15 protein-coding genes are annotated in these 12,925 nt (G+C 38.8%); 3 read left to right on the top strand and 12 right to left on the bottom strand.

Annotated elements, in window-relative coordinates:
- Positions 1 to 40 precede the first annotated feature (40 nt).
- Both F0919_RS05440 and F0919_RS05445 read right to left on the bottom strand, forming a co-directional pair.
- Complete coding sequence (locus F0919_RS05440) at positions 41 to 2,350, bottom strand: Ig-like domain-containing protein (RefSeq protein ID WP_150031692.1); 2,310 nt, start codon at positions 2,348 to 2,350, stop codon at positions 41 to 43.
- A 131-nt stretch (positions 2,351 to 2,481) separates the two neighbouring features.
- Complete coding sequence (locus tag F0919_RS05445; RefSeq protein ID WP_190277273.1) at positions 2,482 to 3,855, bottom strand: DUF58 domain-containing protein; 1,374 nt, start codon at positions 3,853 to 3,855, stop codon at positions 2,482 to 2,484.
- 330 nt (positions 3,856 to 4,185) lie between these two features.
- Here F0919_RS05445 and F0919_RS05450 point away from each other — a divergent pair, with 330 nt between their 5' ends.
- From F0919_RS05450 to F0919_RS05460, 3 genes are read left to right on the top strand one after another with little or no spacing between them, the layout of a single operon-like run.
- Positions 4,186 to 5,514: a DUF4833 domain-containing protein gene (locus F0919_RS05450; RefSeq protein WP_150031694.1), complete on the top strand. Its 1,329-nt coding sequence runs from the start codon at positions 4,186 to 4,188 to the stop codon at positions 5,512 to 5,514.
- A gap of 31 nt (positions 5,515 to 5,545) precedes the next feature.
- Positions 5,546 to 6,169: a sterol desaturase family protein gene (locus F0919_RS05455; protein WP_150031695.1), complete on the top strand. Its 624-nt coding sequence runs from the start codon at positions 5,546 to 5,548 to the stop codon at positions 6,167 to 6,169.
- Positions 6,127 to 7,134: a phosphatase PAP2 family protein gene (locus F0919_RS05460; RefSeq protein WP_235903460.1), complete on the top strand. Its 1,008-nt coding sequence runs from the start codon at positions 6,127 to 6,129 to the stop codon at positions 7,132 to 7,134. The genes F0919_RS05455 and F0919_RS05460 overlap by 43 nt, the downstream gene beginning before the upstream one ends.
- A gap of 96 nt (positions 7,135 to 7,230) precedes the next feature.
- On the opposite strand, the gene F0919_RS05465 is transcribed toward F0919_RS05460, so the two are convergent.
- The 10 genes from F0919_RS05465 to F0919_RS05510 all read right to left on the bottom strand — a co-directional run bounded on the left by F0919_RS05465 (position 7,231) and on the right by F0919_RS05510 (position 12,883).
- Entirely contained in the window at positions 7,231 to 7,731 is a 501-nt protein-coding gene (locus tag F0919_RS05465) for a hypothetical protein (protein ID WP_150031696.1), read from the bottom strand.
- Positions 7,728 to 8,318: a class I SAM-dependent methyltransferase gene (locus F0919_RS05470; RefSeq protein ID WP_190277274.1), complete on the bottom strand. Its 591-nt coding sequence runs from the start codon at positions 8,316 to 8,318 to the stop codon at positions 7,728 to 7,730. The genes F0919_RS05465 and F0919_RS05470 overlap by 4 nt, the downstream gene beginning before the upstream one ends.
- Complete coding sequence (locus F0919_RS05475; protein WP_190277275.1) at positions 8,315 to 8,671, bottom strand: diacylglycerol kinase family protein; 357 nt, start codon at positions 8,669 to 8,671, stop codon at positions 8,315 to 8,317. Before F0919_RS05475 ends, F0919_RS05470 begins: the two co-directional genes overlap by 4 nt.
- Before the next feature lie 100 nt (positions 8,672 to 8,771).
- On the bottom strand, positions 8,772 to 9,083 hold the full coding sequence (locus F0919_RS05480; protein ID WP_150031699.1) for a hypothetical protein: 312 nt from the start codon (positions 9,081 to 9,083) through the stop codon (positions 8,772 to 8,774).
- Positions 9,084 to 9,120: 37 nt separating this feature from the next.
- Entirely contained in the window at positions 9,121 to 10,503 is a 1,383-nt protein-coding gene (creD, locus tag F0919_RS05485) for a cell envelope integrity protein CreD (RefSeq protein ID WP_150031700.1), read from the bottom strand.
- Positions 10,504 to 10,516: 13 nt separating this feature from the next.
- Positions 10,517 to 10,981, bottom strand: coding sequence for a Coq4 family protein (locus F0919_RS05490; RefSeq protein WP_150031701.1), 465 nt, complete (start codon positions 10,979 to 10,981; stop codon positions 10,517 to 10,519).
- A gap of 36 nt (positions 10,982 to 11,017) precedes the next feature.
- Positions 11,018 to 11,419, bottom strand: coding sequence for a hypothetical protein (locus F0919_RS05495; RefSeq protein ID WP_150031702.1), 402 nt, complete (start codon positions 11,417 to 11,419; stop codon positions 11,018 to 11,020).
- Between the two features lie 51 nt (positions 11,420 to 11,470).
- Positions 11,471 to 11,902, bottom strand: a complete 432-nt coding sequence (locus tag F0919_RS05500; protein ID WP_150031703.1) for a hypothetical protein — start codon at positions 11,900 to 11,902, stop codon at positions 11,471 to 11,473.
- A 43-nt stretch (positions 11,903 to 11,945) separates the two neighbouring features.
- Positions 11,946 to 12,245, bottom strand: coding sequence for a winged helix-turn-helix domain-containing protein (locus F0919_RS05505; protein WP_150031704.1), 300 nt, complete (start codon positions 12,243 to 12,245; stop codon positions 11,946 to 11,948).
- Positions 12,245 to 12,883, bottom strand: a complete 639-nt coding sequence (locus F0919_RS05510) for a hypothetical protein (protein WP_150031705.1) — start codon at positions 12,881 to 12,883, stop codon at positions 12,245 to 12,247. Before F0919_RS05510 ends, F0919_RS05505 begins: the two co-directional genes overlap by 1 nt.
- Positions 12,884 to 12,925 lie beyond the last annotated feature (42 nt).

Raw genomic sequence — 12,925 nt, forward strand, 5'->3', positions numbered from 1 at the left:
GTTGCCTTTATTCGTTTATGAACATTGGTCAATGTTATTTTTATCTCAATACCTCAAATTTCTTTACTACAAAGCCTTTATCGGTCATAATCCTTACGGAATAAATACCTGCAACAAAACGGCTTACGTCCAGCCTTTGTAAAGAGGCATTGTTTGTTACCTCCTGCTTGTAAACCATTGCACCTAAAATATTGAATACTGTAATCTGAGTCATTTTCACATCTGTGCTCTGGTTCTGAATGCTTACATAGTTATTGGAAGGATTGGGGAAGAGCATAATATTAGCCTGCTCCGGTTTTAAAGTTACGGTGCCTGTTGGCAAGTCAACATTAATCACCTGACGGGCTTCATAATCACCGCATCCGTTAAAGACTTTCAGCGTTACTTCATAATCGCCTCCGGCAGCGTAAACATGCGAAGGATTGACAGATGTGCTTACAGGTGTATTGTCTCCAAAATCCCATTCGAAACTATTCACATTGGTAGGGTTTAGCGGAGAAAAATGAACTTTTCCCAGCTCATCGTAAAACTCAGGAATAAAATTGAATCCTTCTACTTTTGGAGAAGGCAGGAAAGCTACTGCTTTATCTTCCGTAAGTGTACAATTATATGGCGTTGTTATAGTAACTGTGTAAGTCCCGGAATCAGATATATTTATCATTTGGGTATTGGCTCCCGTATTCCATGCATAGTTATAACCGGGGTTTCCGGCATCCAATACAATCACCGAGCCCTCGCAGATGCTGGTATCATTGCCTAAGTTAGCCACAGGCAATGGCCTTATGATAAGTTGCGTAGTGCTTGTGATTTTACAGCCCGTATTGCTTTTAATAACTACGCTGTAATTATCTGCCGCAGATGCGGTAATGGTTTGGGTAGTAGCGCCGCCGGGAGTCCATACATAACTATAGCCCGTGTTTCCCGCATTCAATGTCGCAACATCGCCATCACACAGATTGGTAGTGGCCGGCAATACATTTACAGGCACTGTGCCCGGCGTAATAATAATGGAATCCGATTTCTGGCAGCTATTTGTCGCTGTTACTCTCACCCAGTAATTGCCCACTGCATTTACATTGATAGTTTGTGTAGTTGCATTGGTGCTCCATAAATAAGCAGCGCCGGGGTTTCCTGCATTGAAAGTATAAGCCACACCGGGGCAGATAGTGGTATCGTTTCCGAGATTAACAACCGGATAAGGCTTAATAGTTGCCGTCACGGCCTGCCGGGCGCTTTCGCAGGTAGCACTTGCATAGGCCGCAACATAATAAGTAGTGGTGCTTGCAAGTCCGGTAATGGTATAAGGCGATCCGGTAAATAAAGCAGTACCTCCGGTCGAAGCCGCATACCATTTAATGGAAGCGCCTGCAACGGCTGTAGCCTCCAGCGTAACATCGCCGGGGCCGCATCTCGCTGTGTCTTTCTTTGTCAGTAATGCAGGCGGGTTACAAAGTGTGGTGAAATTTTTCACAAGCGACCAGTTACTGGTATCGCCTGCACCGCAAATGGCTCTTACATAAACATCGTAAGAAGTAGCATTTGCCAAAGGCGGGTTTAAAGTATAAGGATTGCTATTAGTGAAAATAGATGTTCCTGCAGTGGCGGGAGCAAAGCCCGGCGCGCCGTATTTTATCTGCCAGTTAGTAGCAGAACCCGTTTGCGTCCAGCTGAGCGAAGCAGAAGTGCTTGTAATCGATGTTGCATTCAAAGCGGTAGGCGTAGGGCAGCTGCTTGCTGTACCAACAGTAAAGTTTATAGTTCCCACAAACCCCCTGGGTGTAAATGTAGCGCTTGCCCCTTCTGAAGTAGCCGCATAGCTGATGTTTGCGCCAGTAAGGATATTGCAGCCACTGCCCGAAATGGTGACATTAGCCGGTGTGGCAGGTATGTTATAATATCCCAAAGCTCCGCCTATAGTTACAGTCGGAATAAAACCTGATACCGCCATGGCATACGTAGTATTTGCCGGAATAACAATGGAAAGAGTTGGTAATACAGGTTCCTGTGTCTGCCCGTTTACAACGCCAATGCTGGATGTGTAAGGGTTTGAGCCACCGAGTGTCCAGCCGTTTGATGCATCTACAATTCCCGGAGGTCCCGATATAGGAGTAGTTTTGTACCATACTTTAAAAACAGCAGGCGACTGTGAGTAAACTGGTGTTGCAATGGAAGTAATTGTTACAGGCGAGGCATTTGTATTCTGGAAATTGAAAGTAACGAGACCGGAACCGTTGTTGACCACAAAGCCGGAGGTTGCGGTATTAATCATTTGCGCTGATGCGGGCAATCTGCAGATAAGGAGTAAAAAAACAGCTACGGATTGCCATTTAATGTTGTAAGAATGCTTCATGAAATACTAAATTTTAAGAAAGAAGTCAATGTCAATCCATTAAATTTAATTATAGTATTTCAGAAAAAAGAGGGATTATATTAATTATAACATTTTTGAATGGGTTAACATCATAACTGCCTCATTAGCAATTAAAGCGTTACTACAGTAAGGTCAAGTTTATTTAAAATATTCTCTATTTCCTTTTCTTTTTTTACCAGTTTCCAACGCATCGGTGTCAATATCCAGCGGGAACGGATGCGCTTCAATCTGTCATTGGGTGGCAAAATGAAGACACGTTTCAGCCAGGTTAATGGCGCAATGGTTCTGAAAGTGTTGGATAGCTTTACATAATACACCACCACTTCATTATTGCATTGCTCCAAAACTTCTTTAATCTCCTCTATGCTGTTCATGGATGAAATACATAAAACCGAACCGTATTTTAATTCAAAATAATCGGCCAGGCTCCGGCTCTCCTGCCAATGGCTGTTGCTTATAAGTTTTTGGACAAAAAGATCTTTGTTGGTCTGTTCCGGCAAATGTAATTCCTGGTCAGGAACAAAACGTACTTCAAACTCCTTCCTGCTCAATGTTTCATAAACAGTCCATATGCGGGTTTTGTAATAATTGAGCATCTCTGCCGTAAAATCATTCTCTGCAAAATCATTCGTTTTATGAAAACTGGCATAACAATATATATGAGAGGCGTAAGGGTCGAAAATTTCAGGAACACGCACCATCAGTTCTCTGTTCTTGGCATAAACCTTCCAGACAACTCTTCTTACATCATCGCCGCTTTCAAAATCTTTATAGTTCAGGTATTCACCGTCCACTCTTCGCAATTGCTCGATGCGTGTGTCGGTATCTTCCGTTTTACGGGGAATGGCGGGATTATCTTTTAAAGTAATGCTTTCAGGGGCATTATGAAAATGGCTTTTCAAATCCTGTTTCACGGGCAGGGAAAACAACTGCAGCATGTCTTCGAAAAACACAAAACCACCTTGAAGCTTATATTCTTTAATGTCGGGTAGTTGCATTTTACTTTTTCCGGAAACTCCCTGTCGCCAGAACCGATGCTTTATCCTTTGGTTGGAGGCAAGCGTGAATTTATCAGTTATCTTAAAATCATCGTAGAATAATCTTGCCTTGATAAATCCCAGAAAGGGGCGGCGTGCTTTCTGCAATAAAGTTTGCATCCATAAGCCCATACCTTTTTTGGCGGGTTGAAATTCAATATCCAGCTTATAGCCTTTTCCGGAAAGGAACAGAAAATGAATCCAGCAAACAAATGTACTCAAAACAGAAAAGGAAATCAGCCCGGTTACAAACCACAAAGTTATTTTACCTATAAGTAAAATAACAGGAACAAAAGAAGCTGTTGCATCGTCTTCGGCAGTTGCGCTGCCTGGTTTAAGCCATTGAAAACATAACCACAGTGCAACGCCGAGTATAAATGCATTCAACGTAAAAGGAAAATACTGCAGATAATAGCTGACGCGTTTTTTAATGCTGTTCCACTTCATATTCAAGCCGAATTTACGGGTTATAATTAAACCATGAAGCATAAATTTCATCTTTAAATAACGATAAATGTTTTGAGGCGGAATAATATCTGCAAGGATTTTCAGTTTATTAAATCCTGTATAAACAAAATATTAAAGATTAATAAAATTTTGGCTACGGTTTTTCATAAAACATTCCGAACTTTGCCGCCGTTAAGGCAATCAAAGAATATATTTTTTGAATACGAAAAGCCCTGATTGGTTTTTTCTATCGGGCAATTAATTAAACGTTTGTTTAATTTAGGGAATTGCCTAATTTTGCGGCGATAAATAAGCAATAATTTTTGGTGTATGAGTGAAGTTTCTTTCAGGGATAAAGCACAGCAGGGGATTTATAAAGTTATAAATCCTTTTGTTCGTTTCCTGATAAAATTGGGCCTTACGCCTAATGCCGTAACAACGATTGGTTTAATATTAAATATTGGTGTTGCGGTTATTTTTATCATTGGCGCCGAAAAAGGTAACAGAGGCGATTATAGCTATGTGGGTTGGGCCGGCGGCCTTATTTTATTTGCCGGTCTTTTTGATATGCTGGACGGACAGGTGGCGCGTTTAGGAAAAATGTCTTCTACTTTCGGTGCATTATATGATTCTGTTCTGGACCGTTACAGCGAACTGGTATTATTTCTGGGTATTTGCTATTATTTAATATCACATCATTACTTTTTGAGCTCTCTTTTAGCTTTTGTTGCAATGATTGGTTCTATGATGGTAAGTTATACCAGAGCAAGAAGTGAAGGGCTTGGTATTGAAAATAAAGGCGGATTGATGCAGCGGCCTGAAAGGGTTATTCTGATAGCGTTATCAGCCATAGCAACCGGTGTAGCTTCGGCATTTGTAGAAGGAGACGGCAAGGTTTATATTAAAGGTATCAGTTTCCATGTGTTTGAACTGATGAGCATTTTCACTATTCCTATTGCAGTATTGGCAGTCCTGACAAATATTACAGCATTTAAACGTTTGATTAATGCAAAGAAAGCATTAGATAAAATAGACCAGGAAGATAAAATGAAAAATAAGAGCAACAGCAATATCGCTGCTATTATAATGTTTGCCCTGATATTGGCAAGCGGCTTTTCTGCAAAGGCGGATGGCCTGATTGATGACGGGAAGACTTTTAAGGAAGCAGTAGATACTTTTCCGGTTCCAAAGCTGAATGCGCGTTCTTTATTTTATGTGCAACGTACACCCAATACCAATACCATCATGTATGAATTGAACATGAAGAACGGGGTATTGGATGAAGATAACCCGGTGCATGTATATTGGATCAGATATACGGAAGGCGGCAAGACGGCAGAATTATCATTTATTCAGCGTAAATTTGCCTACGGCGTTAAAGTCAGTAAATTAGCGGGAGAAAAATACAAATTGCTTTTTGCAGCTTATGATAAAATTCCTTTTTACCTGATGAAGTCAACAGCTGGTATTTATCATACTTATGTAGAGCTGGATGGTAAAATGGTTGTGTTAAACAGGCTTTATATACGTATTGACCCGGGTGGTACTTTTTGGGCACCTAATGTCAAATATGTTGAGTTTAAAGGCATAGAAGTTGCGACGGGCAAGGAAATCATTAAAAAGATAAATCCTAAATGGACGCCGCCTAAGCAATCCTGATTATCTTGAAATTTGAATTTAATAATATACAATGGCTAAGAATTTTGTTTCCAATTCTACCGAATCTGTAAGGATGTTCAAAAGTGACTTTATGGAGTTCTTTTCCAGGGTGCATTGGACTGTTCCGATGATTACTTATATTCCGGTGGTTTTGTTTTTTATTTACCGTTCTTTCTTTGTAGCACACATTTCCGGTCTGTTATTTACAGGAATGTTTGTTGCGGGGCTTTTAAGCTGGACTTTATTTGAGTATATCATGCACCGCTGGATTTTCCATTTTGTACCAAAATCAAAATGGGGCCTGAGATTGCATTTTATTTTTCATGGCGTGCATCATGATTATCCGAATGACATGAAACGATTGGTATTGCCTCTTTCTGTAAGTGTTCCGTTGGCGTTTGGTGTATATTTTGCTTTACGTGCTTTCATGCCGCCGGTTTATTTGTATCCATTCTTTTCGGCCTTCGTATTGGGTTATATCTTTTACGATACCGTTCACTATGCATTGCATCATTTTAATTTTAAAGGTGAATTCTGGAAGAAGATAAAAAAGCATCACATGCTGCATCATTATCAGGATTCATCTAAAGGGTTTGGCGTTAGTTCCGAATTATGGGACAAGGTTTTGAATTCAGGATTCCCGAAGAAAAAGTAATGAACCACCACAGTACAACAAAAGTTTCAAAAATGCACAGCGGTATGATGATACCGTTGTATAAGAGAATTATAATTGCCGCAGCAATTGCTATAGGCTATCTGGGCCTCTCTTCTGTCGTTGTCGGCTTCAGGCCTGACGAAGTATTTATTGCGGGCTTATTCTTTATTCTATACATCGCATCAAAGAAGACAAGGAATTTTGTCCTGACACTTGCACCTTTTCTTGTGTTTTGGGTCATCTTTGACTATATGAAGGCGCTTCCGAACTACAAATTCAATACAGTGCACATTGGTGACTTGTACGAATTTGATAAGAAATATTTTGGTATTCACGTTAATGGTGTCTTGCTTTCGTTGAATGAGTATTGGGAATTGCACAGAACTGTATTTCTCGATGTCATTAACGGATTCTTTTATCTGTGCTGGATGCCTGTTCCTATAAGCTTTGCGGCATATTTATATACCAAAAACAGAAGAGGCGCTTTGGAGTTTTGCCTTACCTTTCTATTGACAAATTTTGTAGGCTTTATCGGTTATTATGGTTTTCCCGCTGCCCCACCCTGGTATGTTTATTATCATGGTACTGCGTTTAATGCTGCTACACCGGGTAATGTTGCAGGACTTGCAGGGTTTGATAACTTTTTAGGCGTAAATATCTTTCATAGCCTTTATGCCAAGAGCTCCAATGTATTTGCGGCAATGCCTTCCCTGCATTCAGCTTATGTAGTGGTTTCGGTATTTTATGCCTTTAAGAAAAACGTTTCAACAGGCTGGAAGATATTCCTTACAACTGTAATGGTGGGCACATGGTTTGCCGCAATATATACGCACCATCATTATATTTCAGATGTGTTGATCGGAATTCTTTGTGCCCTAATCGGAATAGCAATTTTTCAGAGAATATTATTGCGCAACAAAGGATTTAATAAATTTATGAACGCCTATTACGGACAGGTAATTTAGCTGATAAAGATTATTATAATGTAAATGGTGACCTATTCGGTCACCATTTTTTCATGGCGTATCGGAAGAAATGATTGCAGCAATTTGTTTCGTTGCTTATATACTTACGTGCGATAAAAATACAATCGCATAAATATAAATGAAGAAAAAAGTGCGGTAATTAAATTTCCCCAATAGCTGTTGGGTTTGTAAGGGGCATTTTATGAAATAGACTGCGCATAATGTAAAAGCAAACGAAGGCAATATATCCAGCCAATCGAAACTTCCCGGCATCCAATGAAGCAACTGTAGAAACTCTAATAAAACAGCATAACATAAAGGTGTCCATGCAAGATGAATATTCTTTCTTCCGAGTTTTATAAATAAATGTTTAGAAACCAGTGTCGCCGCAAAAACCCATAAGGCTTCAGGTAAATTGTATATTACAAATTCCGGCAGTAAGAAGTGTTTCCGGATATAAAGAATGGCGGCTAATGCATTTCCGTAACTTAATTTGTCCAGCATAATATTTACGACAGTATGTTGCGTTCTGTAAAATAAATATATAAACAGGCCGGCGAACAAGGCAAGGCTGATGATGGTACAGTACCTTTTCATTTTCTGAAAGCAAGTATTTTGTAATAACCGAATGGCTTTGACGGAATCATATATTGTAACCTGAATAAGTCAAGGGATTTTAAATCATTTATCAAAAAGTAAGAACGGAATTGAATCAGGTGTGCAAACGGGTGAAATATTATATTTATAAATCTTAAAGCATTGCCGGGTGTAAAGTGATTGAGAATAAACAGCTGTCCATCAGGTTTCAATACTCTGAAAGCCTCCTGCAGCATCGTTTCAGGGTGAGTAGTTACTGAAAGTACATGATTGATAATCACATAATCGAAGCTTTCCTTCTGAAATTTCATATCCTCACCATCGGCCATAAACAGATGCACTCTTACTTGTGTTTCCCTCCTTTTAGCTCTGGCAAGCATTTTTGTTGAAAGGTCCACACCTGTAACAATATGCTTTTGATAAAGCGGCAACATGGAACCATTGCCGACACCTATCTCCAATACATTCCCGGAAGGAAGGTTATTAATGATATTGGCCAGTTGTTTCTTCTGCTTTTTAAAAAATCTGTCCACAATGGGGTATAAAGGATACATGTAATTATAGAAATTGCCGGAATTATTTTTCATGATGGCGAAAAGAAAAGAATGATGCCGATGATAACGGCTGCAATTGCACATATAAGCACAGCAGCAGAGCTGATATCTTTTACCTGCTTGATAACAGGATGGTACTCTGTCTGAACTTTGTTACAAAGCCGCTCAATGGCTGTGTTAAAAGCTTCTGCCATCCACACCATTGCAATAATGCCAATCAGTATGCACCATTTTATAGTATTGAATCCACGGTACCAACCGGATGCAATGGCAATTATGGTTGCCATTAAATGAATCAGCATATTATGTTCTGTTGCGAATAATGTTTTAATACCTGTGAAAGCATATCCGAAACTTTTGAAATGATATTTAAATAACTTTTTCATTTTTGTCATTCCTTATCCGTTTTAATTGCGTCAACAATGTTTAATAACAGATTGATAGTGCAGTATTATAGTTGCACTATCAATCGTTTCTAAGTTTTACTTAACTGCCGGCAAAAGGCGAACCAAAAATACCGACGGCAAGCTCAGCCCAGATAAGGAAAAATATTATAATGAGAATAGCACAAAACATCAGCCTTAATTTTATAGCTCTTGTTCTTCTTAAGATAAATTCACACCCTAAGCCCAAACTCATTAATAGCGTGCCGCCTACAGCAAAATCTGCTGCCGACCATTTTACTTCATTGGTAAACTGCATAGCAATTAATGGAATGATTAACAGAAGCGGCACAGCAAGTACAATGGCTGTAAGGCGTAGGTTCTTTCCTAATGTGATTTTTTGATTGTTTTCCATTTTATTTGATTTTAAGTTTTAGTGTAAATAAATTGATTTATGCTCTGTTTAAATTCAGCTCTTTTTTGCCTATCTGATACCAATCTACTTTTCTGGAACTATACATCACCAGAGCAACTACGAAAAACAGGCCGATGCTGCCAAACAGTAAGGCATAATCCTGCAATTGAATCAGGAAGAAAATGTATCCGTACAATGCGCTTAACGCTAAAGTGAAGCCCAATGCGATTTTTCCGGTTTTGAAAATATTCCATACATATAACCCAATCAGTGAAACCGTTGCCAACACTGCAATTGCATAAGCAATATTGAAACCTGTATACTCGGAAAGAGAAAGTAAAAGCGTATAGAATACGGTTAGCGCAATGCCTACAAGAAAATATTGCAAAGGATGTATCTGATGCTTCTGTAAAATTTCAATAAAGAAAAATATTGTGAAACTTAGGCCAATAAAGAGCAAAGCATATTTAACGGCCCTGTCTGTTTTTGCATAAGTGTCTATTGGTTGAATCAGTCTCACACCAAATGCATACGAGGCTAAGTTTGTGCGGTCCTCTATCCATGATTGAGATATGACTCTTGCTGTTTGCGGAATTTTCCATTGGCTGTTGAATCCGCCATTTGCAGTTTTGGTATTGTTGGCGGCTAAATATTTTCCATCGAATTTTGGATTCTCCCAGGGAGATTGAATATTAACTGAAGTTGTTTTTCCGGCGGGAGTAAAGTACAAATATTCAGAGCCTTTAAACTTAAGATGAATATTGAAATTGAAGTTTTCCGTTGGATTGCAAGCAATATTAGTTACCAGGCCATTCCCGATAATGTTATTCTCAGTTACAGTTGATTCAATTGTTTTATCAATATTATTCCAATTAAGCATTGCTTCGTCTTCTAATCCACTTGGGTCGTTCAAGCCAATAAGTAACTGTGCTTCGGACCATTGTACATTTTCCGGCATGATGTTTAACGAAGCTAAATTCAACTTATTAAATGTGCCTGACAAAGACAAATCCGAAGTATATAATGTGACAGCGTAAATGCTTCTTTTCCGTTCCTGTGGTTGAATATTTCCGTTAATATTCAGTCTGTCAGGTAAAAAGTAAGCCTTCTTTTTAATTGCAGTTTTATTGCCGTTATTATCGGTTTCAATATAAGGCAGGATCAGGATGGGTCCGTTAATGACTTGAGGTAAGGCCCATTTGCTACTCACATCTTTCATAACTTCATCTTGCCGTTCTGCACGTTCTTTTACAAGACTTGAAATAAAAGAAGAGGGGATTAACATAAGGAAAATAAGCACAGCAATAATGGCAGCTTTGATAAGTACTTTGTTTGATTCTGTAAACTTAGGTGGCTTAGGTCTTACATTATTGTAATGCTGTTGCGGTTGCTGCGGATTTTCTTCAGAAAAACTGTCCATGTTGTTATATCTTTTATGGTTGAAAAATTTTGTTAGTAACGATGTTAAGCTGTTGCGGCACTAATCCGAACCAATCCAGGTTTTTCAGTGAATGTGTTGTCCGCCCGCGTTTCCAGGCTTTGCTGAAAACGTTCCATTTGTCAGGCATGATAATCAATCCCACCATAACACTGAAAAGAACCGGAAATGTAATGCGGCCGTTTGCCAGCATGAAACATTGCAAGGACACCTCTCCTTCTTCTGTTGGCGGGTAGCCAAGCACAACATGTTTAATGTCATGTTTTTCATAATAGGGAAGCATATCCAGTTTGTTATTCATGAAAAAATGGAATAGCTCCTTTCCTACTGTCCCATCCGGGAAACGTTGTAATTGTTTGACTGTATATGGGAATTTATAGCCTTTGCGCATAAGCCTGAAATAAGGCAACGCTATTTCATGCGCGAGGTAGGTCATTATTCTTTTACGTATGTTTTTCATAAAATGATTCTTGAAATTTTAATAATAAATCTGGTATTAATACTCATAATATGAATCGCTGTCTTTGCTGTCATCATTCACCAGGAAAGCTGTCTTTGCTTTTTTATGACTAAATGCGACAGCCCCCAAAGCCGCTATCGTCGCAGGGATAGAAAACAATAATGCTTCATTATCAGAGGCGCCAATGTCCATATTTTCGCATTTTAGAAATAAGTAGCTGCTAAGAAATCCAAGTGCGCCTGCTGAAATAAATAATGTCAGATATTTTGTTGAAAAAGGTATATCTGATTTTAGAAGTATCTGGACTATTATCCCGAAAATGATAATGCCGGGAATACTTCCTACAAGCTCTATTGGAATGATAATAGGTGCCAATGGGCCAAAACAAATTGGCTGGATAACGAGCGATATTGCCCAGATGCGAAGTGTGAGATTCATAATAATATAATTGTGTATTTAAACAGATTTATTCATCAAATGCTTATTAAATCAGTCATGTGATTCAGGCAATTCAGCGATATCATCCATCTGTATTAGATTTTCTTTCAGCATTTTATGTACCGGAACAGCAAATGTGAGAAGCGATAATAATGCAGCAATAGGTGCAGGAGCTATAAGTCTCGCCCCTTCACCAAACGGGCTTGAAAAAGGAATGCCAAGAACCAAACCCGTTAATGATGTTGTGAACCATGCCGTTGCAAATGACCCGATAATTAAATAAATCCATTTAGATTGCAAGCTGTTATAGCTTTTAGTCTGGTGATTAACAATAACACCAAACAGGAAAAGCCCGGGGAGCCCGCCAATAAGCTCTATTGGAATCAGAATAATAATAACTTCTCTTATTTCATCTAATAGAATAAAGAAAATGATTGTTTGATATACTATAGCAAGGAGCCATATCTTCAATGCTTCTTTCATGATTAAAAGTACTTTGAATTACAAAGTAATTAGGCAAAAAAATTTAGTTAACCGATTTGATAATTTTTTCAAGGGCATCAAGGTGGCTGCGAAAAGCTTTTTCACCGGCCTTGGTAACGGAATACAACGTATTCGTTTTTCGTCCGATAAACCCTTTCTCAACCTTGATATATTTATGCTCCTCCAAAGTTTTCAGATGCGTGGCAAGGTTTCCGTCGGTTGCGTCTATCAATGCTTTCAGGTCATTGAAGTTAATATCTTCATTTACCATCAAAGCACTCATAATTCCGATTCTTATTCTGCTGTCAAAAACTTTGTTGAGCTGCTCTATTTCTTTCCTCATTATAATTCATATTTACGCCACATGATAATACCATACACAATGTGTAACACACCAAATCCAAAAGCCCAAAGATACAAACCATAACCCGGCGAAATAAATAATCCTATGCAACCTAATACCACCTCCAGCAATCCCAGATATTTAATGTCGGAAACAGTGTATTTGCTGCCGTTTATTAATGATAAACCATAGAAAATAAGGCAACCTGAGGAAACGTATTGCCAATCACCATTGTTAATAAGTGCCAGTACGAAAACTGCCCCTGCAGCAAACGGAATGCCAAGGTTTACAATCATTTTCTTTGAAGCGCTGTTCCAGATACTTACACCTGCTTTTTTATTCTTTCTGTAGGTGAAGTAATAACCGCCTAAAAGTGCAATAACGAAAACTATTATTGCTAATGGAAGTAATTCAAGGGTTAAAGCCTGAATATCGTTTCTTGAACGTTGATGGCCTTCAATCAAATTTTGTTCGTACTCCTTTAATTGAAAATACGCAATACCGGCACCAATTAATCCAACACTGCCCGCCCAGATACCGCTCCATCCGCTCAATGACAAAAACCTTGCAGAACGTTCCATCATAGAACGTATTTCTTTCAATGTTTCAAGAGATGATTCTGTTGTATGCTCGCTCATAAAAAAGGACTTTGAAATACAAAGTAAATGAATGCTTTTTAA

The organism is Taibaiella lutea, from assembly GCF_008629695.1.
GTDB lineage: Bacteria > Bacteroidota > Bacteroidia > Chitinophagales > Chitinophagaceae > Taibaiella > Taibaiella lutea.

Excerpts from the sequence above, each read along its gene's own strand:
- F0919_RS05480 (WP_150031699.1), bottom strand. The coding sequence starts at position 9,083 with ATGGAAAACAATCAAAAAATCACATTAGGAAAGAACCTACGCCTTACA.
- F0919_RS05460 (WP_235903460.1), top strand. The coding sequence starts at position 6,127 with ATGGGACAAGGTTTTGAATTCAGGATTCCCGAAGAAAAAGTAATGAAC.
- F0919_RS05475 (WP_190277275.1), bottom strand. The coding sequence starts at position 8,671 with ATGAAAAAGTTATTTAAATATCATTTCAAAAGTTTCGGATATGCTTTC.
- F0919_RS05500 (WP_150031703.1), bottom strand. The coding sequence starts at position 11,902 with ATGAAAGAAGCATTGAAGATATGGCTCCTTGCTATAGTATATCAAACA.
- F0919_RS05505 (WP_150031704.1), bottom strand. The coding sequence starts at position 12,245 with ATGAGGAAAGAAATAGAGCAGCTCAACAAAGTTTTTGACAGCAGAATA.
- F0919_RS05495 (WP_150031702.1), bottom strand. The coding sequence starts at position 11,419 with ATGAATCTCACACTTCGCATCTGGGCAATATCGCTCGTTATCCAGCCA.
- F0919_RS05450 (WP_150031694.1), top strand. The coding sequence starts at position 4,186 with ATGAGTGAAGTTTCTTTCAGGGATAAAGCACAGCAGGGGATTTATAAA.
- F0919_RS05440 (WP_150031692.1), bottom strand. The coding sequence starts at position 2,350 with ATGAAGCATTCTTACAACATTAAATGGCAATCCGTAGCTGTTTTTTTA.
- F0919_RS05510 (WP_150031705.1), bottom strand. The coding sequence starts at position 12,883 with ATGAGCGAGCATACAACAGAATCATCTCTTGAAACATTGAAAGAAATA.
- creD (WP_150031700.1), bottom strand. The coding sequence starts at position 10,503 with ATGGACAGTTTTTCTGAAGAAAATCCGCAGCAACCGCAACAGCATTAC.
- F0919_RS05455 (WP_150031695.1), top strand. The coding sequence starts at position 5,546 with ATGGCTAAGAATTTTGTTTCCAATTCTACCGAATCTGTAAGGATGTTC.
- F0919_RS05465 (WP_150031696.1), bottom strand. The coding sequence starts at position 7,731 with ATGAAAAGGTACTGTACCATCATCAGCCTTGCCTTGTTCGCCGGCCTG.
- F0919_RS05490 (WP_150031701.1), bottom strand. The coding sequence starts at position 10,981 with ATGAAAAACATACGTAAAAGAATAATGACCTACCTCGCGCATGAAATA.
- F0919_RS05445 (WP_190277273.1), bottom strand. The coding sequence starts at position 3,855 with ATGAAGTGGAACAGCATTAAAAAACGCGTCAGCTATTATCTGCAGTAT.
- F0919_RS05470 (WP_190277274.1), bottom strand. The coding sequence starts at position 8,318 with ATGAAAAATAATTCCGGCAATTTCTATAATTACATGTATCCTTTATAC.